23 protein-coding genes are annotated in these 20,471 nt (G+C 46.8%); 15 read left to right on the top strand and 8 right to left on the bottom strand.

Annotated elements, in window-relative coordinates; all coding sequences use genetic code 11:
* Nucleotides 1-128 precede the first annotated feature (128 nt).
* The gene (locus KDM92_RS06835) at nt 129-1,730 is read left to right on the top strand and encodes a M48 family metalloprotease (protein ID WP_329603134.1); all 1,602 of its coding nucleotides are present in this window, start codon (nt 129-131) and stop codon (nt 1,728-1,730) included.
* Between the two features lie 207 nt (nt 1,731-1,937).
* Nucleotides 1,938-2,315, top strand: coding sequence for a hypothetical protein (locus tag KDM92_RS06830; protein WP_212683641.1), 378 nt, complete (start codon nt 1,938-1,940; stop codon nt 2,313-2,315).
* A gap of 559 nt (nt 2,316-2,874) precedes the next feature.
* On the opposite strand, the gene KDM92_RS18960 is transcribed toward KDM92_RS06830, so the two are convergent.
* The 6 genes from KDM92_RS18960 to KDM92_RS06800 all read right to left on the bottom strand — a co-directional run bounded on the left by KDM92_RS18960 (nt 2,875) and on the right by KDM92_RS06800 (nt 5,924).
* A complete protein-coding gene (locus KDM92_RS18960) occupies nt 2,875-3,168 on the bottom strand; it encodes a type II toxin-antitoxin system RelE/ParE family toxin (RefSeq protein WP_212683640.1) in 294 nt (97 codons plus the stop codon).
* Nucleotides 3,168-3,407, bottom strand: coding sequence for a type II toxin-antitoxin system ParD family antitoxin (locus KDM92_RS06820; protein WP_212683639.1), 240 nt, complete (start codon nt 3,405-3,407; stop codon nt 3,168-3,170). The genes KDM92_RS18960 and KDM92_RS06820 overlap by 1 nt, the downstream gene beginning before the upstream one ends.
* Nucleotides 3,408-3,656: 249 nt before the next feature.
* Nucleotides 3,657-4,283 carry a DUF2946 family protein gene (locus KDM92_RS06815; RefSeq protein WP_212683638.1) on the bottom strand — a complete coding sequence of 209 codons (627 nt, stop codon included), beginning with the start codon at nt 4,281-4,283 and terminating at the stop codon, nt 3,657-3,659.
* Complete coding sequence (locus KDM92_RS06810) at nt 4,276-5,232, bottom strand: YheT family hydrolase (protein ID WP_212683637.1); 957 nt, start codon at nt 5,230-5,232, stop codon at nt 4,276-4,278. The genes KDM92_RS06815 and KDM92_RS06810 overlap by 8 nt, the downstream gene beginning before the upstream one ends.
* Complete coding sequence (locus KDM92_RS06805; protein WP_212683636.1) at nt 5,232-5,663, bottom strand: YybH family protein; 432 nt, start codon at nt 5,661-5,663, stop codon at nt 5,232-5,234. The genes KDM92_RS06810 and KDM92_RS06805 overlap by 1 nt, the downstream gene beginning before the upstream one ends.
* Nucleotides 5,664-5,726: 63 nt before the next feature.
* Nucleotides 5,727-5,924, bottom strand: a complete 198-nt coding sequence (locus KDM92_RS06800; protein WP_212683635.1) for a zinc-finger domain-containing protein — start codon at nt 5,922-5,924, stop codon at nt 5,727-5,729.
* 179 nt (nt 5,925-6,103) lie between these two features.
* Here KDM92_RS06800 and KDM92_RS06795 point away from each other — a divergent pair, with 179 nt between their 5' ends.
* From KDM92_RS06795 to KDM92_RS06755, 9 genes are all read left to right on the top strand, one after another.
* A complete protein-coding gene (locus tag KDM92_RS06795) occupies nt 6,104-6,925 on the top strand; it encodes an AzlC family ABC transporter permease (RefSeq protein ID WP_329603133.1) in 822 nt (273 codons plus the stop codon).
* Nucleotides 6,918-7,241 carry an AzlD domain-containing protein gene (locus KDM92_RS06790; RefSeq protein ID WP_212683634.1) on the top strand — a complete coding sequence of 108 codons (324 nt, stop codon included), beginning with the start codon at nt 6,918-6,920 and terminating at the stop codon, nt 7,239-7,241. The genes KDM92_RS06795 and KDM92_RS06790 overlap by 8 nt, the downstream gene beginning before the upstream one ends.
* A gap of 250 nt (nt 7,242-7,491) precedes the next feature.
* Complete coding sequence (locus tag KDM92_RS06785) at nt 7,492-8,685, top strand: phosphoglycerate kinase (protein ID WP_212683633.1); 1,194 nt, start codon at nt 7,492-7,494, stop codon at nt 8,683-8,685.
* A 156-nt stretch (nt 8,686-8,841) separates the two neighbouring features.
* A complete protein-coding gene (pyk, locus tag KDM92_RS06780; protein ID WP_212683632.1) occupies nt 8,842-10,272 on the top strand; it encodes a pyruvate kinase in 1,431 nt (476 codons plus the stop codon).
* A gap of 313 nt (nt 10,273-10,585) precedes the next feature.
* A complete protein-coding gene (gene fba, locus KDM92_RS06775; protein WP_189345871.1) occupies nt 10,586-11,650 on the top strand; it encodes a class II fructose-bisphosphate aldolase in 1,065 nt (354 codons plus the stop codon).
* A 148-nt stretch (nt 11,651-11,798) separates the two neighbouring features.
* Entirely contained in the window at nt 11,799-12,695 is an 897-nt protein-coding gene (locus KDM92_RS06770; RefSeq protein WP_212683631.1) for a phosphoribosylaminoimidazolesuccinocarboxamide synthase, read from the top strand.
* Nucleotide 12,696: 1 nt separating this feature from the next.
* Nucleotides 12,697-13,203 (top strand): 5-(carboxyamino)imidazole ribonucleotide mutase, encoded by a 507-nt coding sequence (gene purE / locus KDM92_RS06765; RefSeq protein ID WP_212683630.1) that lies wholly within the window; start codon nt 12,697-12,699, stop codon nt 13,201-13,203.
* A 265-nt stretch (nt 13,204-13,468) separates the two neighbouring features.
* Complete coding sequence (locus KDM92_RS06760; protein WP_212683629.1) at nt 13,469-14,659, top strand: 5-(carboxyamino)imidazole ribonucleotide synthase; 1,191 nt, start codon at nt 13,469-13,471, stop codon at nt 14,657-14,659.
* Between the two features lie 12 nt (nt 14,660-14,671).
* Entirely contained in the window at nt 14,672-15,703 is a 1,032-nt protein-coding gene (locus KDM92_RS06755; RefSeq protein ID WP_438947460.1) for an L-threonylcarbamoyladenylate synthase, read from the top strand.
* A 71-nt stretch (nt 15,704-15,774) separates the two neighbouring features.
* Here the strand turns inward: KDM92_RS06755 and KDM92_RS06750 are convergent, their stop codons facing one another.
* Nucleotides 15,775-16,029: a SemiSWEET family sugar transporter gene (locus tag KDM92_RS06750; RefSeq protein WP_212683628.1), complete on the bottom strand. Its 255-nt coding sequence runs from the start codon at nt 16,027-16,029 to the stop codon at nt 15,775-15,777.
* Nucleotides 16,026-16,535, bottom strand: coding sequence for a flavin reductase family protein (locus KDM92_RS06745; RefSeq protein WP_212683627.1), 510 nt, complete (start codon nt 16,533-16,535; stop codon nt 16,026-16,028). The genes KDM92_RS06750 and KDM92_RS06745 overlap by 4 nt, the downstream gene beginning before the upstream one ends.
* A 338-nt stretch (nt 16,536-16,873) precedes the next feature.
* On the opposite strand from KDM92_RS06745, the gene KDM92_RS06740 reads away from it, so the two are divergent.
* From KDM92_RS06740 to ybeY, 4 genes are all read left to right on the top strand, one after another.
* A complete protein-coding gene (locus KDM92_RS06740; protein WP_212683626.1) occupies nt 16,874-17,221 on the top strand; it encodes a hypothetical protein in 348 nt (115 codons plus the stop codon).
* A 78-nt stretch (nt 17,222-17,299) separates the two neighbouring features.
* Nucleotides 17,300-18,625, top strand: a complete 1,326-nt coding sequence (gene miaB, locus KDM92_RS06735) for a tRNA (N6-isopentenyl adenosine(37)-C2)-methylthiotransferase MiaB (protein ID WP_212683625.1) — start codon at nt 17,300-17,302, stop codon at nt 18,623-18,625.
* Between the two features lie 118 nt (nt 18,626-18,743).
* Nucleotides 18,744-19,922, top strand: a complete 1,179-nt coding sequence (locus KDM92_RS06730; RefSeq protein WP_212683624.1) for a PhoH family protein — start codon at nt 18,744-18,746, stop codon at nt 19,920-19,922.
* Nucleotides 19,923-19,942: 20 nt separating this feature from the next.
* Nucleotides 19,943-20,407: an rRNA maturation RNase YbeY gene (gene ybeY / locus KDM92_RS06725; RefSeq protein WP_212683623.1), complete on the top strand. Its 465-nt coding sequence runs from the start codon at nt 19,943-19,945 to the stop codon at nt 20,405-20,407.
* The last annotated feature ends 64 nt before the right edge of the window (nt 20,408-20,471 follow it).

The raw sequence follows: 20,471 nt of genomic DNA, 5'->3' as shown, positions 1-20,471 counted from the left end.
CGAATTGATTGTAAGTTAAGATACGCTGTCATTAAAAAGCGATAAACTTGGTTCGTTATGATGAGACAAAAGTGAGCTCTGCAAGTTTGTTGTAACGCATTTTTAATCTAATTCGTGATCATATCATCGTGAAAAAAGAATTCCCGCAATTTCGTTTTAAGTTGATCCAGCTCACGCTCTCGATGAGTTTGGGCTGTGCATTTATCTTGTCTCCCGTGGGCTATGCGCAAACCGGCACGATTTCTACCGTTCCGTCGTCAGCGTCAACCAGTACGCAGAGTACGTCTAAGAACCAAAGCTTACCCACCTTGGGAGATGCCGCGCGCGGTGATTTGTCGCCGATGATGGAGCGCAAGATTGGTGAGCAAATTATGAGTAGCGTGAGGCGTGATCCAGATTTCCTTGAAGATGGCCCGGTGATTGAATACTTGACCAAGCTCGGCAATTCTTTATTGGATAAACGTCCCGATGCGCGTGGTGAAGAATCTTATGAGTTTGAGTTTTTTGCGGTACGCGATCCCGTCTTAAATGCGTTCGCCTTCCCAGGTGGTTTCTTAGGCTTCCATTCTGGCTTGATTTTGGCAGCGCAGTCTGAATCTGAACTAGCATCCGTCATGGGACATGAAATTGGGCATGTGTCACAACGGCATATCGCTCGTATGTTGGGCAATCAGAAAAATGATTTCTTAATTCCGATTGCCGCAATTATTTTGGCGGCTTTGGCTGCGCGCTCTAGCCCAGACGCCGCCATGGCGATGGTGATGGGCGGGCAAGGCTTAGCAATGCAAAGGCAACTGAGTTTTAGTCGTGATGCAGAGCGCGAGGCAGATCGTATTGGTTTTCAAATTCTCAAAGATGGCGGCTACGATACGGCGGGTATGCTAGCGTTTTTTGGACGTATGCAGCATGCGTCGCGCAACTACACTGACAATGGTTTGTCTTATTTGCGTAGTCATCCACTCACCAGTGAACGGATGGCAGATATCCAAGGGCGCTTATTTGGTGAACGCTATCGCCAACGCGTTGATGGCTTAGATTTTTATTTGACGCAAGCACGCGTACGTGTTTTGCAAGACAGTAAAGCGCAAGGCTTGATCGATGCCGCGGTCGCGTTTGAAAATCAAATTAAAAATGGAAATGAAGAAAGTCGGCTCAGTGGACACTACGGCTTGGCATTTGTTGCCTACAAAAAAAATGATTTTCTGAAAGCCGAAAAACTCTTAGATGCATTAACCGCGCAAATCGCGCAATTGCCAAATCAAAAAAAATGGTTAAAAGAAACCAGCGCTTTTGCGAGTTTGGCGATCGATATTGAAATGGGTAAAAAACGCCCAGATTTAGCCGTCGCCAAAGCTAAAGTCGCCTTGCGTGACTTGCCATTAGCACGCGGTCTGGCGCATCAGTATGCCGAAGTATTGATCGAAGCAAAAAACTACAAAGAAGCCGAAGCTTTTCTGCGTGACCAAATCAGCCTATATCGCCGCGAAGCCAAGTTACAGCACTTGCTCGCCAAAGCCTATGCCGCAGAAGGCAAACAAGCACTGCAACATATCGCCTTAGCCGAGGCCTATGCCTTAGAAGGTGCACTACCAGCAGCCCTAGCCCAATTAGAAATCGCCCGCCTTGATCCCGATGTGAAATATTACGATTTGTCTGTGATAGACGCGCGTGAGCGTGAATGGAAAGAAAAGCGCAAAGAGGAAATGGAAGAGGAGAAGAAGGGTAAGTAAGAAGTGTGGTTTGGTTCGACGAGGTGTTTGGTAAAATGCAAAAACATGATGACGTATTGCACAGAAATTTTAATACTGATCAAATGCGCAGCGCTGTGCCGAAAACCCAATGTTTACAAGCCTTTGGAGACGATGAATGAAAAATGTTATGCGTCATCTTAAATTATTAGGCGACATTGTGTCGCCTATATCTAGTTGAGGCCTTATATGACTTACGAAGAAGAGTTTAAGCAATGGATTGATAGTTGCTTTCAGCAAACCATTCCAAATTCTGTGGTTGCGTTCTCGTTTAACTTATTTGAGGTTGCTGAGACAAATGACGTGAAATTCGGAATTGAAATGGTGGGTACTGCATCATTCGACGAAGATGATTCTGATTGGGCTTGCGACGAAGTTTGGGGGCCAGAGGTTCGGCAGACGCCTATTCCAAAGCTGTTTTCTGGAGATGATTGGGAAGAATGTTTAATTAACGTTAAATCTCTATTGCAATCGTATATTAAGTCCCATTCCGGCACTGAGAAGTTCAAACAGGGTGTCGGCATAGGTTTTGTAGATGGAGAGATCGAAGTTCTATGGCAGCCTTAACATGTCGATCGACGGAGAATCGCTAATGACTATTTCACTTGAATTTATGACCGTTGTGGCGATCTCGTCATTTTGGCGTTCGCCTCATAGGAGCCTATGCGGTACGCGCTGGTAATCGTTCTGGTGGCCTTACTTCTCGTCGCAGGCGAGTGGACGTATCGGTCATTTTTGCGCCCAATTGACCCTGCCACTCCCGAAATGCTCGCACTTGGCGAACGCCTCAAGCAGGATGGCTTGCTAGATCGGTTCTACTCGGTTCGGCATGGATTTCGTCACAGCGAAGTTTCGGCACACGGTGCCTATCAACTCAAGAATTTTCCTCTCCCGGTATCGGTCTCAGCTTGCCCGACTGAGGCGGCGGCGGAGGCTCATCGTCATGCCATTGCGAGTAGCCCCAACCTTGTTCGGCCGGTCCGGAGTGGTCGGCTTGTAATTTGGTTCCCAATGTGGGGCGAAGACACAAAGGAGATGATGGAGCGGGTCGTCAGTATCGTGGCTTCAGGGGTATCGCGATGAGGCTGAACCAGTCATTCGAGCGGACCGCTTTCACGTTATACCGTCAGAGCTCCGATTCGTAATCCATACTTTCATGCAAAATACGTACGATCAAAATAGTGGATTTAAGGCTCTGCTTGTAGAAAATCAGATGGCTGCCTTGTGGGAATTTCCGGTATCCATCGCGAATGTAGTCGCATGAGATTCCCAAATTTGGATTTTGTGCGAGCATAAAAAATGCATCGTCCAATTGCTTGATGTATAAATTTCTTTGTGTTCTACCCCAACGGTTTTCTGTGAAGAGAGCAATTGAATGCAAATCGTTTTTGGCTTCTTTGCTTAAATGAAATAGTTCCATTAGTCCTTCTTTTCATCCAGTTCAGCTAAAAAGTCTTTGTAATTGTAATTGGCAACGCCACTTTCTTCGCCATGAATGAGCATTTGACGTAGTGTTTGTAGTTTGCTTTCCGAGTCTTCAAGTAGACGTAATCCAGCCCTTACAACTTCACTCGCTGAGCCATAACGGCCTGACTCAAGTTGTGAAGAAATGAAGTTGTCAAAGTGATCGCCTAGAGTAATACTTGTGTTCTTTGCCATGGAATGTCTCCAAAAGTACCAATAAATACCATAATATCGTATTTATTGACCTTTTCAAGATATAAGGTCTGCAACGTGAGCTAGTACAGGACGGTTGATTGAACGGGCTGTAAAGTGGCTTGATATCGATTAATGTTGTGAGCGTTCGGTCGTTCAGCGCTGCACTAAGAAATGATTGTGTAAAACTGATTCGCAGAAAAACTGATAATCAAAACAATTCACGTAACCACGAATGCGTTACAGAAAACCTTAAGCCAATGAATGGCGAAATGATGTTAGTCCCGGCTGTCGGCAATATGCAGCATCTCTCATCAAGCTAATCAAATCACTTTTTTCCAATTTAACTTCTCGATCTGCTACTCGCGCAGTAATGGTGAATTCTAAAGCGGTTTCCGCTGATGCCTCCATCAACTCTAGCAATCGCTCTTCAGCTAAAGTCTGCTGATTCTCTGTCAGTGTTTCGAGAAACAAGCCAATGTCACGGTCGTCAAGTTGACATAGGAATTGATCAGCCTGACACGCAATATTCCCATCATCCAACATCCAAACACGTGTCGCGGGTGGCATGATTTGTCCGGTATGCAAACGCCAGGTTTGATCTGGCAAGATTTGCGCGATATACGGTGTTGCTGCTAAGTTAACATAGACTTTTTGCGGGCCATTTTGAAAGTACCAATTACCATCGTCATCACATAGATAATTACGATTGATAAAGTTCTGTAGCGTTGGATTGCGAATCACATCACCTGGCAAGTTCAAAGCTTGTGCGCGTTCGTCGCGCATGCGCCAGTTGCCGCGTGCATCAAGGGATAGCCAGCCGTAGCAATGCGGAATATTCGGCCATTTGGCCATCGCGGCGAGAACGATGTCATCCATGTGCTTGTAGATGGGAGATGATTTTTTCGGGTAGCCAATCTAGTTTGCCGGGGAAGACTCCCTGCGCAAATCCCACATGACCGCCATGTTGTGGATAGTCGAGTGTGACATAAGTCGATGCCGATTTGGGTAAAAATTGCGCGGGCATAAACGGGTCATTCTGCGCATTGAGCACCAAGGTTGGCACTTGAATCTCATTTAATACCAAGCAAGCACTAGCACGATGCCAATAGTCATCAACATCGCGATAACCATGCAAAGGTGCGGTGACGACATTGTCGAACTCGTATAGGTTCTTGGCGCTAAGCATGCGTTCACGATCAAATAGTTTGGGAAATTGCGTGAGCTTGTGCAGGCATTTTGGTTTTAATGTTTGCAGAAAATTTTTCGTATAAACACGATTAAAGCCACGCGATAAAGTCGCACCGCTATTGGTTAAATCTAGTGGTGCCGAGACAGCGCAGGCGGCATCGACGATACTGGCACTCGATTGCGATTCGCCCAGCCAACGCAATAAGGCATTGGCGCCAAGTGAGACGCCGCTGGCATAAAACTTCGCATGCGGATGGGTTGCTGTAAATTGGCTATGCAGACGACGGATGATCCAGTTGATTTCTTGCGCATCGCCTGAGTGATAAAAACGCGGTGCTTGATTTGGCTCGCCAGAACAGCCACGAAAATGCGGCACTGCGCCCGACCAACCTAAGCTTTTTAATTTATGCATCAAGGTGCGGGCGTAGTGACTATTGCTGGAACCTTCTAAACCATGAAATAAAACAAGAAAAGGTTTGCCCGCTTCACCATCCAAAAAATCGACATCGATAAAATCTTGATCGGGTGTGACCCAACGTTCACGCCGGAGTGCTACTTCAGGCTTTCGCATCAAGGTTGCTGGATAAATCGTTTGAAGGTGACCGCCAGTTAGCCACCAAGGAGAAGAATAATGCATTAGTGTAAAACGTCGGCTTTGGATAGATCGACAGGCGCGGGACCGGCAGCAACTGAAGCGTGATGCATGGTGATGCGCCAGCCGCGTGGTGTCTTGACATAGACATTGGTGGCGATAATGTGAACGTCTTGGGCGATTTGATCGCGTGGATGGAATTCTTCGATCAAATTATGCACGGCGGTTAGACCATTGTGTATGGCATGTAATTGCCGCGTGTGAATGTGCATCGTGCCATTTTCAAAAATGGCTTCCCAAGAGGTGCGAATATCTGCGTGACCAATCAAGCGCGGTGAATTGGGGTGTACGCAAATGATCTCTTCATCTTCTGCCCATAGCGCCATCATGCCATCTAAGTCGCCACGTGCGATTGCATCGTAGAAGGCGATTTCAACTTCGTCGGCGCTGCCATTGAGTTGCTTCTTAGCGGGCATGGGGACTTTCTATCGGGGCGTTTGTGTTTGCATGCAATTCACTCAGTTGCATCAAATTGTGAATTAATGCGCTTTTAATACTGTACCTGGTGCTAATTTATACACGGTGCCGCAGTATGAGCAAGTTGCGGAATCGCCATGCGATAAATCTAAATATACACGTGGGTGTGAAGACCATAATGGCATTGCAGGATTCGGGCAGTGCGCTGGTAAGTCGCTTGCTTGCAATTCAACCGCAGGTATTGATGGCTTATTAGACATGTTTTGCTCCTCAGTGAGTGAGTTTCAGTGAATTTGAGTGAATTTGGATGAATTTTTCTAGGCCATGATTTTAAAGGATTTCGTCGCGTTTGCGTTGAGCGATTGCCGCTCGCTGCTTGATTTGTATTGAGTTTGAGCAAGCATTTACCCATCGCGTTACAATAGCGACCTCGCAGCATTTGCCTGCAACTATTCGCCATCACCGTTTTTCTTCAGCCGCATTTGCGTTTCTCATTATGTTAAAAGATTGGAATTCACCTATTTACCGTGAAGGTTTTAGGGCTTGCGCACCATCCTTGTTTGGGATGGGCGCTTGGGGCATGGTGGTTGGAGTGGCGATGATTAAGGCCGGCTTGAGTTTGCCGCAAGCGCTTGGCATGACTTTGCTTGTTTTTGCTGGTTCTGCGCAATTGGCAGCTTTGCCTTTGATCGTTGCCAATGCGCCGATTTGGGTTATTTTCGCGACGGCTTTAATTGTTAATTTGCGCTTCTTGATTATGTCGGCATTGATTGCGCCGCGCTTTGCACATCTGCCGTGGTTGCGTCGTACTTTGTTGGGATTCTTGACCGGTGATTTAACGGTTGCTTTGTTCATGCAGCGGTTTCCAACAATGTGGCAAACCCCCGCAGAAGAGCGCGATCAAGTGTTTTATCTACATGGTTTAGTGGTTCCTAATTGGATAGTCTGGCAGATCGGTTCCATTCTAGGAATCTTGGCGGGTAGTCAAGTGCCGACGCATTGGGGCTTAGGGTTTGCGGGCACTTTAGCGATTTTGTGTATTTTGCTGCCATTAATGCGCAATCGTCCTGGTTTTATTGGTGTAGTCGTGGCTGGTGCGGTGGCTGTCGCTGCGCATGATTTGCCGTATAAATTGGGTTTGTTGTTGGCGGTGTTGATTGGTATGGCGGTTTCTATGTGGATAGAAGAGCATATGGAGCTTGCCGCAGCGCCGGAAGCCAGTGCTTCAGTGACCAGTGAACAGGAGAAGCGCGATGAGTGATTTAGAAATCTGGATGGTGATTATCTTGTTAACTGTTGCAACGGTGATTGACCGCAGTGCATTTTGGGTGGTTGGCCATCACATCAATTTACCCAAACGGGTACAAGAGGCTTTACGCTACGCGCCCAGTTGCGCGTTGGCAGCGATTGTCGTGCCTGATTTTTTTATCAACGATAATCAAATTGTTACTAGTTGGCATAATCCCAAGCTCATCGCTGGTGTTGCTGCCTCTTTTTTCTATCTTTGGAAAAAAGATATGCTCTTAACTATTATTTTTGGTATGAGTGTATTTACGCTGATCCGACTTTATTTTTAATCTGAGCGATCCGCTTATAAATTGCATAAAGTGCGAGAGTGGCGAGAAAAAACGTGATTTGGGCTGTTGATTTGGTAAAATACGCGATTAATTTAAATAATCCCGAATTTTCCTGATTTGCCGATTCGAATAGCTGCTTATTGTAATTGTCAGTGTCATTATTATCTTCATTGACGCGAGCTAAAGAGGCAATGAGGGATTGGGGATGCACATCTCGATTTAATTCCTTCTCATCTTAACTGGTCCTGCTATGCAATTTAATCGTCTGAGCGATCTCATCGCTGCTAATAAACTCAAAGGTCAACGTGTATTTATTCGTGCAGATTTGAATGTTCCGCAAGACGATGCTGGCAATATTACAGAAGATACGCGTATCCGCGCTTCTGTGCCAGCGATTCAACAAGCCTTAAAAGCAGGTGCTGCCGTGATGGTGACATCCCATTTGGGCCGCCCGACTGAAGGTGAATTCAAAGCGGAAGATTCTTTGGCACCTGTTGCCAAGCGCTTGTCAGAGTTGTTAGGCGTGACGGTAGAACTCAAACAAAACTGGGTGGATGGCGTTGAAGTGGCTGCGGGTCAGGTTGTATTGTTAGAAAACTGCCGCGTCAATAAAGGCGAGAAAAAGAACGATGACGCGCTCGCGCAAAAAATGGCGAAGCTTTGCGACATCTATGTGAACGATGCATTCGGTACCGCACATCGCGCAGAAGCGACGACCCACGGTATCGCAAAATATGCGCCTATCGTTTGCGCTGGCCCGCTGTTGTCAGCTGAGTTAGATGCCTTGGGTAAAGCGCTCGGTCAACCCGCACGTCCATTGTCAGCGATTGTGGCTGGTTCCAAAGTCTCTAGTAAATTGACCATCTTAAAATCCCTCGCCGAAAAAGTAGATCAATTGATCGTCGGCGGTGGTATCGCGAATACTTTCATGCTGGCAGCGGGTTTGAAGATTGGTAAGTCTTTAGTTGAAGCTGACTTGGTAGGCGAAGCCAAAGCGATTATGGACATGATGGCAGCGCGTGGCGCGATTGTGCCGATTCCAACTGATGTGGTGTGCGCAAAAGAATTTTCTGCTACAGCTGTTGCGACAGTAAAAGCGGTCGCGGACGTGCAAGACGATGACATGATTTTGGATATTGGTCCAGAAACAGCGAATGCCTTAGCCGCACAAATTCGTCAAGCAGGTACGATCGTGTGGAACGGCCCAGTCGGCGTGTTCGAGTTCGATCAATTTGGCAATGGAACTAAAGTTTTGGCTGAAGCGATCGCTGATTCGAGTGGCTTCTCGATTGCTGGCGGTGGCGATACTTTAGCTGCGATTGCTAAGTACAACATCACAGAAAAAATTGGCTACATCTCCACTGGTGGCGGCGCATTCTTGGAATTTTTGGAAGGCAAAACTTTGCCAGCCGTAGAGATTTTGTTGCAAAGAGCTGCGCAGTAATCTGTTCAGAAAACTGCCGAAAAGTATTCGGCGCAGAGGCGCTGAGAGCGCAGAGTTTTATTGCTGAATTTCTCTGCGTACTTCGCGCCTCAGCGGCAAAAAAATAGTTTTGAAGTTTAAGCCCGACCTTGTAAAAATTATCCATCAGGAGATTCAATGTTACGCGGAACCAAAATTGTAGCGACAGTAGGCCCGGCATCCAGTGATCTGGATACTTTAGTTAGCATGTTAAAAGCTGGCGTGAATGTGGTTCGTTTGAACTTCTCACACGGCAAGGCACAGGACCATATTGATCGCGCTGCGTTGGTACGTAAAGCGGCAGAAGTCTGTGGCATTGAGATCGCGATTATGGCAGACATGCAAGGTCCGAAAATTCGTATAGGTAAATTTGAAAATAGCAAAATTCAAATAGAGAACGGCGATAAATTCATTCTCGATGCAGATTGTGCTTTAGGTAATCAAGAGCGTGTAGGACTCGATTACAAAGCCTTACCGCGCGACGTTAAAGCAAACGACGTATTGCTCCTTAACGACGGCTTGATCGTGTTGATCGTCGATAAAGTCGTGGGAAATGAGATTCACACGACAGTAAAAATTGGTGGCGAACTCTCTAATAACAAAGGCATTAATCGCCAAGGTGGCGGTTTAACTGCACCCGCATTGACGGCAAAAGATATGGAAGACATCAAAACAGCGATGTCTTTCCAAGCAGATTATTTGGCGATCTCTTTCCCCAAAAACGCGACCGATATGGAAATGGCGCGCCAATTGGCGAATATCGCAGGCGAACCTTACGGCCACAAGCCAATGATGATCGCAAAAATTGAACGTGCAGAAGCGATTCCTGTGTTGCAAGAAATTTTGGATGCTTCGGACGGCATTATGGTGGCACGTGGTGATTTGGCGGTAGAGGTTGGTAATGCTGCTGTTCCCGCTCTGCAAAAACGCATGATCAAGATGGCGCGTGAGTCGAATAAGTTGACGATCACGGCGACACAAATGATGGAATCGATGATCGTCAATGCCGTGCCAACTCGTGCTGAAGTTTCCGACGTCGCGAACGCAGTATTGGATGGTACAGATGCGGTGATGTTGTCGGCGGAAACAGCGTCAGGTAAATATCCAGTCGCAACAGTGGAAGCGATGGCAGCAATTTGTTTTGAAGCCGAGAAACATCAAGAGTGCAAACTCGATGCCGATTTCTTGAATTTGCAATTTACGCGTATCGATCAATCGATTGCTTACGGCGCCTTGTTCACGGCGCATCATTTGCGCGTGCAAGCGATTGCCGCTTTGACCGAATCTGGCTCGACAGCCTTGTGGATGAGTCGTCAAAGTATTGATGTGCCTTTGTTTGCCTTGACACCGAGTGTCGCGACCATGCGTAAAGCGGCTTTGTACCGCAATGTGCAAACTTTTAAATTGCCTTACAACCCAGACCGTGATTTCGTTTTGCAACAAGCTGAAAGTGTGTTGTTGGAAAAAGGCGCAGTGAAAGCGGGCGATTTGATCGTCGCAACGTGGGGTGAGCAAATGGGTAAAGTTGGTGGGACGAATGCGATGCGGATTGTCAAAATCGGGGAGTAAAGTACCGAGGTAAATCGAATTGTAGGGCGGGTGAAACCCGCGCCGCCAGACCTTTGAGCAGCTGAGCAGCGCGGGTTTCACCCGCCCTACGAGCTGCAAAATATAGAAACAGATTTGAACAAGATTCGAATCGATGAAGTCACAAAGGCCACAAGCTTGTTGAGGCGCTGAGTAAGCGTAGCGAGCGGGTAAAGTTTGAATTAAGAAGCGCAGCTGTACTCGAGTACAGCGAGCATCGCAGATTCAAAATCTGCCCGCGCAGTAGCTTAATCAGCACCTCAAAAGAAGATTTTTTTATTTGGAGTTAAAAACTATGTCTCTCGTATCAATGCGTCAATTGCTGGATCATGCAGCTGAAAATGGCTATGGTATTCCAGCGTTTAATGTCAATAATTTAGAACAAGTTACTGCGATTATGGAAGCGGCGAATGAAGTTGGTGCGCCAGTGATTATGCAAGCTTCTGCTGGTGCGCGTAAGTACGCTGGTGAAGCTTTCTTGCGTCATTTGATCTCTGCTGCGGTCGAAGCTTATCCACATATTCCTGTGGTAATGCATCAAGATCATGGTCAATCGCCAGCAGTTTGTATGGCAGCGATCAAGTCCGGTTTCACATCCGTGATGATGGATGGTTCCTTGATGGAAGACGGCAAATCGGTTGCAAGCTACGAATACAACGTGGCTGTTTCTAAAGAAGTGGTGAAGTTTTCGCACGCGATTGGTGTGACGGTAGAAGCAGAATTGGGCGTACTTGGTTCCTTGGAAACCATGATGGGTGACAAGGAAGACGGCCACGGAGCAGACGGCAAGATGACACGTGAGCAGTTGTTGACTGACGTCGCGCAAGCGGCTGATTTCGTCAGCCAAACACAATGTGACGCGTTGGCAATTGCGATTGGTACTTCGCACGGTGCGTACAAATTCTCTCGTAAGCCAACCGGCGATATTCTTGCGATTGATCGTATCAAAGAAATCCACACACGTATTCCGAATACCCATTTGGTCATGCACGGTTCTTCTTCTGTGCCACAAGAATTGCTCGAAGAAATCCGTCAATTCGGCGGTGATATGAAAGAAACTTATGGTGTACCAGTGGAAGAAATCGTCATTGGTATTCAAAACGGCGTGCGCAAAATTAATATCGATACCGACATCCGTTTGGCAATGACAGCAGCGATTCGTCGTTTTATGTTTGAGAATCCAAGTAAGTTTGATCCACGTGATTACTTGAAACCTGCACGTGAAGCAGCAAAGCAAGTTTGTAAAGCACGTTTCCTCGCATTTGGTTGCGAAGGTCAAGCGGCGAAAATCAAGCCAATTACTTTGGAAAAAATAGCAGAACAATACAAGTCTGGCGCTTTGGCACAGCTCGTAAAATAATTACGTGCTGTTGTTTCGATCGTTTTCGATTCTACTAGTACGGAACTCGGGTCGTTAGACCCATTAGGGAGCTTCAACAATGGATATGAAGATCATTCAATATCACATTGCTTGAATCTCCCTTCAGTATTTTTTTTGAGACCACATTATGACTACGCAAATTAACTCTACTTTACATTCGCTACCACTGTTAGGTCGTGGCAAAGTCCGTGATAACTACGCTGTTGGCGAAGATAAGTTGTTGATCGTTACCAGTGATCGTTTGTCCGCATTCGACGTGATTATGAACGAGCCGATTCCTGACAAAGGTCGTGTCTTGAATCAAATGGCTAATTTCTGGTTCGATAAATTAGCGCATGTGGTTCCTAATCATTTGACAGGTATCGCCCCAGAGACTGTCGTTGCAGCAGATGAAGTGGAACAAGTGCGTGGTCGTGCGGTGGTGGCAAAACGCTTAAAACCTATCATGGTAGAAGCCGTCGTGCGCGGTTATATCATCGGTTCTGGTTGGAAAGACTATCAAGAAACAGGCGCAATTTGCGGCATTCAATTGCCAGCGGGTTTGCCACAAGCGGCCAAATTAGACGCCCCAATTTTCACGCCAGCCGCAAAAGCGGAAATGGGCGAGCACGATGAGAACATCAGCTTTGCCGAAATGGAAAAACGCATCGGTGCAGAACTCGCTGCCAAGATGCGCGACATTAGTATTCAACTTTATACAGAAGCCGCAAACTACGCAGCAACACGCGGCATCATCATTGCCGATACGAAGTTTGAATTCGGTCTCGATGACAATGGTGTATTGCATTTGATGGATGAAGTATTGACGGCGGACTCATCACGCTTCTGGCCAGCGGATTCTTACGCAACAGGTATTTCGCCTCCATCATTTGATAAGCAATTCGTACGCGATTACCTAGAAACCATCACAAGCTGGAATAAGACCGCACCTGCGCCAACTTTGCCAGATGAAGTGGTTCAAAAAACCGCAGCGAAATACCGTGAAGCGCTGGAGCGTTTAACTGGTGAAAGTTTGAAGGCCTAATATGAGCGACGCAACAGTAAACTTAGCGCCTATCATCGGTGTCGTGATGGGCTCTTCATCCGATTGGGATGTGATGCAACACGCCGTGACTATGCTGAAGGAATTTGGCATTCCTTTCGAGGCGCAAGTGGTGTCAGCACATCGCATGCCAGATGAAATGTTCACTTATGCCGAAACAGCACGTAGTCGCGGTATTCGCGGCATCATCGCTGGTGCTGGTGGTGCTGCGCATTTGCCTGGCATGATCGCCGCGAAAACCATCGTGCCGGTATTTGGTGTGCCTGTACCATCCAAGTATTTGCGTGGTGAAGACTCTTTGTTGTCTATCGTGCAAATGCCAAAGGGCGTTCCTGTGAATACTTTTGCGATTGGTGAAGCAGGCGCGGGTAATGCGGCCTTGGCTGCGATTGCAATGCTGGCGACGACCGATGAGGCGATGGCAGCGAAGTTAGAAGCCTTCCGCGCAAAACAAACGCAAGTTGCGCGGGATATGCATTTGCCTTTGTAATACGGCAGTATTGGCGAAGGAAGGATTTTTCATTGCCGCAGAAGCACATAGGTCGCAGTATCATTATCCTTGCCTCAGACCATTCAGGCGTCATCTCCGCATAGGCAGGGATCCAGTGTCTTTAGGCTTTTACGTCGCTGGATTCCCGCCTTCGCGGGAATGACATTGAGTAATAAATGCTCTAGATTTTTTAGTTTTGTACTTGCATCAAACCACGTTTCAAGTCGCATTTAATTTGTATCGTATCAGCATGGAAAAACCAACGATGTCCACGTCTATCAACACCAATCCACAATTTCCCAACACCCAATCCAGCATGTTAGGCATGGTCGGTGGCGGACAATTAGGACGTATGTTTGTGCACGAAGCGCAGGCGCTGGGTTTTAAAGTGATGGTATTAGAACCAGAAGCAGGCAGTCCTGCAGCGCATGCAGCGGATGCGCATATCCAAGCTGCCTACGACGATGCGGCGGCTTTGCAAAAGTTAGCGGAGGCATGTGCTTCCTTCACCACAGAATTTGAAAATGTGCCAGCAAGCAGTTTGGCGAAATTAGCGGAAACAGGCTTTGTCGCTCCAAGTGCGGCTTGTGTATCGATTGCTCAAGACCGTATCGAAGAGAAAGCATTCTTCACGCGTTGCGCACCACAAACCGGTATCTTGCCAGCACCGCACGCGATTTTGTGCACTGCGGAGGATTTGGAAAAAGTGAGTGCCGATTTATTCCCAGGGATTTTGAAAACAGCACGCATGGGTTATGACGGTAAAGGCCAAGTGCGCGTCAAGTCAATGGAAGAACTACGCACAGCGTTTGCCAATCTCAAGGGTGTCGTTTGTGTGCTAGAAAAAATGCTGCCACTCGCGTATGAAATTTCGGTGTTGGTAGCACGTGGCGCGGATGGTCAAGCCGTCGTGTATCCGATTGCAGAAAATGTGCATCGTGATGGGATATTGTTCACGACCACAGTACCTAGTCCGCACGTTTCAGCCGACGCTGCGTTAAAAACGCAAAACGCCGCATTGAAATTGATCGCTGATATTGATTATGTTGGCGTGCTTTGTATAGAATTTTTTGTGCTGCAAGATGGCACTGTCATCGTCAATGAAATGGCACCACGTCCACACAATAGCGGTCACTATACGATTGATGCTTGTGTGACTAGTCAATTCGCGCAACAAGTACGCGCAATGGCGCGATTGCCCTTGGGTGATGTGCGTCAGCATTCACCTTGCGTGATGTTGAATATTCTTGGTGATATTTGGTTCGATGGCGATGTTGTACGTCAGCCAGCGTGGGATAAAGTTTTAGCATTGCCTTCGGCGCACTTGCATTTATACGGCAAGGCAGAAGCACGTCGTGCGCGCAAGATGGGGCACATCACATTTATCGCGCCAACATTGGAGCAAGCACAAGACGAGATGCGTCAAGCGTGTGCGATCCTCGGTATCGCTGCTTGATCAAGACTGAGGTTGAGATTGAATTCTACTGAGCAAATTCTTGCAGCTGCGCGCGCTTTAGAACAAGGCGCTTTAGTTGGTTTCCCGACAGAGACGGTGTACGGACTTGGTGCCGACGCAGAAAACATTAATGCCGTCGCGAATATCTACCAAGCCAAAGGCCGTCCATCGAATCATCCTGTGATTGTGCACGTCGCTCCAGAAGCAGATATCAGTTACTGGGTGCAAGAGATTCCAGCACCAGCGCAAGCATTGATCGATGCGTTTTGGCCTGGTCCTTTAACCTTGATTTTGAAACGTGCCGAGCATATTCCAGATGCAGTATCTGGTGGTCAAGATTCGATAGGTATTCGTTGCCCTTCACATCCGGTAGCGCAAGCTTTATTGCGAGCGTTTAAAGATGGCAAGGGCGGCGTCGCGGCGCCATCCGCGAATAAATTTGGGCATGTTAGCCCAACCAAGGCTGAGCACGTCATTGAAGAGTTTCCTGCTGAAATTGCGAATGGCATGATCGCTGCTGTTCTCGACGGTGGGCAAAGCGATGTCGGCATAGAATCAACGATTGTCGATATGAGTCGCTTAGCAACGCATGGTCCTGTGCTGTTACGCCCGGGCCATATCACTGCGCTGCAATTGGAACAAGTATTAGGCATGGCGGTGAATGCGCCAGATCAAGCTGCGCCGCGCGCCTCTGGTACTTTAGAAGCGCACTACGCACCGAGTACACCGGTGGCGATGGTCGCTGTTGAAGACTTGGAATCGACGGTCAATCAATTACTGATTGTGGGCAAACGTGTCGCCGTGATGGCTTATCAGCCGCATAGTGCGAATGCGCAGTTACAAGGCTGGCGTCAATTAAATCCCGATCCGATTTCTTATGCACATGATCTGTACGCAGATTTGCGTGAGCTTGATCACGTCGGTGCCGATATTATTTTGGTAGAAGCTTTGCCAGTCGGACGCGAATGGCAAGGTGTCGCTGACAGGCTACGCCGCGCGGCATTTGATTCGCAGGGTGTGTTGGAGCGTCTACTGATCAATTAATTAGCGGATTTGAATTGAGGTTGGTGATATCGATAGTCCCAATTCGTGTACAAAGATCTTGATAAAGCCGACTACTTATAAATCAACTTCATTATCAAGATAAACGCAGATAGCGAGAGTGAAATCACATTCGCCACGATGATAGGCCAAGCGCCAAGCATGATGCCGTAGATCAGCCAACCAACGGTGCCGGCAACCATAATGCAATACATGCCGAGCGAAACACCTTCAGCCCGTTTGCGACGCCACGTCAGCCATGCTTGTGGGATGAACGCGCTGGTCGTTAAAAATGCAGCGACGTAGCCGATAATATCGATAGAATTCATAAAGCTTTACTGGTCAAGAATTGACCGTGATGATAGACAAGCGGAGCTTGGTTTTTAAATGCGCATTGTTCGACTTCGCCGACAAAAATGACGTGGTCGCCTTCAGGATAACGGCTGCGATTAAAGCATTCAAACCAAGCAGAAGCACCTTTAAGTATGGGTAATCCTGTGCGTGAAAGACTGTATTCCACCCCCGCAAAGCGATCTTCTATGCGGCTGGCAAATTGTTCCGCCAGATGACGTTGATCCGCTGCCAGCACATTAATGACGTAATGGGTATTTTGCGTAAAAATCGGCATGCTTTGGGCGCGGTCGCCTAAACTCCAAATCACCAACGGTGGATCAAGTGAGACAGAATTAAAAGAACTAGCAGTTAGACCTAGAAATTTTTGCTCGTTGAGACGTGTTGTAATGACAGTGATGCCAGTCGCAAATTGCGATAAAGCATGGCGAAAATGGCGACTATCAAAATCTGGCGGGAGTGCGGTGCTGGTCGGCGTTAGCATTGGTTATCCAAAAACATTTTTCGCCATTATCCCAGATTTTTCTAGAACGCATCATCTAGCAAAACGGTTCAGTGCTCAGCGAAGCCTAAAGCGCGAAGAAAACAACGCTCTGTGTTAAACTGTCGCCCTTGTTGCTGTGGATTGTCTTCGTAACTAATTGATTTTTAAGAATATTAGGAATTACGAAAAAAGATATGAACGGTATAGAGTAGGTCTCGCCGTGCATTGTTGATGTTTTGCCTTTTCCCCCGCAATCTAAGCATGTGAAGACGGGCACAAGTCGATGCAATTGTGTGCAAGTTTTAATATCATTGATCGGATACTAATTGGGTGTCAGCATGTTAAATAATAAATCTCTACGACTGATTGTGCTCAGTACGGTCATTGCGTTTTTTGGCATGATGATAAACGCGAATGCGATGCAGATGGAACGTCAGTTTCCTATCGATGTAAAGCGCGGAAAACTCAGCACTACGGCATTAGCGGAATTGGTAATTGATGGCAAATTACGTCAACACACACCAGCGTTACGTATTTATAGTGAAGACAATTTGACCTTGACGCTCGCCAGTGTCGATGTGCGTAATATTGTGATCAACTACGTAGAAAACGAATTTGGTGAGATTCAAAAAATATGGGTATTGACCGCAGAAGAGGCGCGTCAAGCTTTACCCAAAAAGAATTAGATTGCCGCGCATTTTGCGTGCGCTTTTCAGTATTTGTACTTAATTGTAATTTATCGATAGTAGGAAGACCTTAGTTCCATGCAGAAGAAAGTATTTATCAAAACCTTTGGTTGCCAAATGAACGAGTATGACTCGGACAAGATGCAAGACGTGTTGGCGGCAACTGATGGCATGATCAAAACCGATAAACCGGAAGAAGCCGATGTGATTTTGCTCAACACCTGTAGCGTGCGTGAGAAGGCGTCGGAAAAAGTCTTTTCGGATCTCGGCCGTCTGCGTGAACTGAAGAAATCGAATCCTGATTTATTAATTGGTGTTGGTGGTTGTGTTGCATCGCAAGAAGGTGAGGCGATCGTCCGTCGTGCACCTTATGTGGACGTGGTGTTTGGACCGCAGACTCTGCATCGATTGCCACAGTTGATCAAAGACAGACGCGATTCAGGTCGTTCACAAGTCGATATTAGTTTTCCAGAAATCGAAAAATTTGATCACTTGCCACCGGCTAAAGTGGAAGGTTCGACTGCCTTCGTGTCGATCATGGAAGGTTGCTCAAAATATTGTAGTTATTGCGTGGTGCCTTATACACGTGGTGAAGAAGTCTCGCGTCCATTCAATGACGTGTTAGTCGAAGTCGCTGGATTAGCGGAACAAGGCATTAAAGAAATCAGTTTGTTAGGACAAAACGTCAATGCCTATCGTGGTGTGATGGATGATGGCGAGATCGCAGATTTCGCTTTGTTATTGGAATACATCGCTGAATTCCCACAAATCGAACGTATTCGTTTTGTGACCAGTCACCCAAAAGAATTCAATCAACGTTTGATCGATGCTTACGCCAAAATTCCTAAATTGGTGGATCACGTCTATTTGCCAGCACAGCATGGCTCGGATCGTATCTTAGCCGCGATGAAGCGTGGCTATACCTCACTCGAATACAAGTCAGTGATTCGCAAGTTGAAGGCAGTGCGCCCAAACATGCATATTTCTTCTGATTTTATCGTCGGCTTTCCAGGTGAAACGGATGAAGATTTTGATGCGCTGATGAAGTTAATTAAAGACGTCGATTTTGATAATAGTTTCAGCTTTATTTTTAGCGCGCGTCCAGGTACGCCAGCAGCTAGTTTGGAAGACACCACGCCAGCACCTTTAAAGCTTAAGCGTTTACAATTTTTGCAGTCGGTGATTGACGCGAATACCAAGAAGTACAGCAATGCAATGATAGGTACGATACAACGTATTTTGGTCGAAGGCCCTTCGGTGAAAGATCCGAACGAATTACAAGGCCGTACTGAAAATAATCGCGTGGTGAATTTTGCTGGCGGCAAAGAATTGATCGGTACCTTGGTGAATACACGCGTAACCGAATCCTATAATTATTCATTGCGTGGTGAGTTGGTTGACTAAAAATGTAGGGCGGGTGCAACCCGCGCCGCCGAAACTTCGTGCACGCGAGATCGACCTATGTGCGGTGCGGGTTGCACCCGTCCTACGATACTGATTTTATTTTAGAAAATTAAACATTTTGAAAACGAATACACCCGTTCCCGTTTTGTATTTTGTTCCACAGCCGCTAGATAACTTACGGCTCGCGCATTTGTGCGGTCCTTTGGATGAAAATCTGCGTCAAATTTCTGCTGCCTTAGATTTGAGTATTTTCCGTCGTGGCGAGAAGTTTATCGTGAGCGGGCACAATGCGGAAAAGGGTTTGGAGTTACTGGAAAAGTTTTACGCTCAAGCAAAAAAAATCATCACGATTGATGAAGTGCAATTAGCTTTAGTCGAGCAACGCGCGGCAAGTAGTTTGCAAAAAGCGACTGAATCAGGTTTTGCGACTAGTACAGAAGATGATGAATCTGCGCCTGCAAAACGTCGTAGCACAAAAGCCACGACAAAAACCACAGCAAAGACTAGCGCTACTTCAAAAGATGTGGTGAAAGAAGTCGCACCACTAGCAGTGGAAGAGGCTTTAGAAAGTCCAATACTTAAAACCCGTCGCAGTGATTTGCGCGGTCGTACGCCACATCAAAATACCTATCTCAAAGCGATACTCGAACACGATATTACTTTTGGTGTTGGCCCAGCTGGTACAGGTAAGACCTATTTGGCAGTGGCTTGCGCGGTTGATGCTTTAGAACGTGATGCGGTTAAACGTATTGTGTTGACACGTCCAGCGGTAGAAGCAGGCGAGCGTCTTGGTTTCTTGCCCGGTGATTTGGCGCAAAAAGTCGACCCGTATCTGCGCCCTTTGTATGATGCTTTGTACGATTTACTTGGCTTTGATCGCACCCAAAAAATGTTTGAAAAACAGGTTATTGAGATTGCACCACTAGCTTATATGCGTGGTCGTACCTTGAATCATTCTTTCATTATTTTGGACGAAGCACAAAACACCACGCCAGAACAAATGAAAATGTTTTTGACCCGCATAGGATTTGGTAGTAAAGCCGTCGTTACTGGTGACGTGACCCAGATTGATTTGCAGCGCCATCAAAAGAGCGGCTTGGTGGATGCTTGTCAGGTTTTGCGTAATGTGCGTGGCATCGCTTTTAATCAATTTACCAGTGTGGACGTGGTGCGCCATCCTTTGGTTGGTCGCATCGTTGATGCTTATGAAGAAGCGACCCAACATCAAGATCAGCAAGATGCTGAAATTGTCAGCTTGAAACAAGCTACCGCAATGACGAAACCTCGACGTCGATAAAATAGATAGTGTAGAAAACGATGGCAAATACTCCTAAACACAAATTAAATCTGTCCGTGCAATACGCTGATGAGCGTTTGAAGGACGTATTGACGCGCCCTTTGCTGCGAAAAACAATACAAGCTGCTTTGTTCTTCCCCGCAGAACTGACACTACGCATCGTTGATGCTGAAGAAGGGCAAATTCTTAATCGTGATTATCGCGGCAAAGATTACGCGACCAATGTATTAACTTTTGCCTACACCGAAGACAGCGATGCAGAAGTGACGCAAGCCGATATTATTTTGTGTACCGACGTGTTGGAAAAAGAAGCCAAGGAACAAAAGAAAACAGTGCTCGAACATGCTCAGCATTTAGTCGTACACGGTGTTTTGCATGCGCAAGGTTACGATCACGAAAGCGATGAAGAGGCGGAAGAAATGGAAGCCTTAGAAATCGAAATCTTAGCGAGTTTGGGATTGGCAAATCCTTACGCTGAATCTTAATTTTTGCATTGGTACTGCGCCAGACCTTTGCAAATTTTGTGTCTAGGTCTTGGCCGCATAGTAT

This window comes from Affinundibacterium baiyunense (genome assembly GCF_018139645.1).
Classification (GTDB): domain Bacteria; phylum Pseudomonadota; class Gammaproteobacteria; order Burkholderiales; family Burkholderiaceae_D; genus Undibacterium; species Undibacterium baiyunense.
The sequence above is the reverse complement of the archived record's forward strand: the minus strand, read 5'-3'. Positions and strand labels throughout refer to the sequence as shown.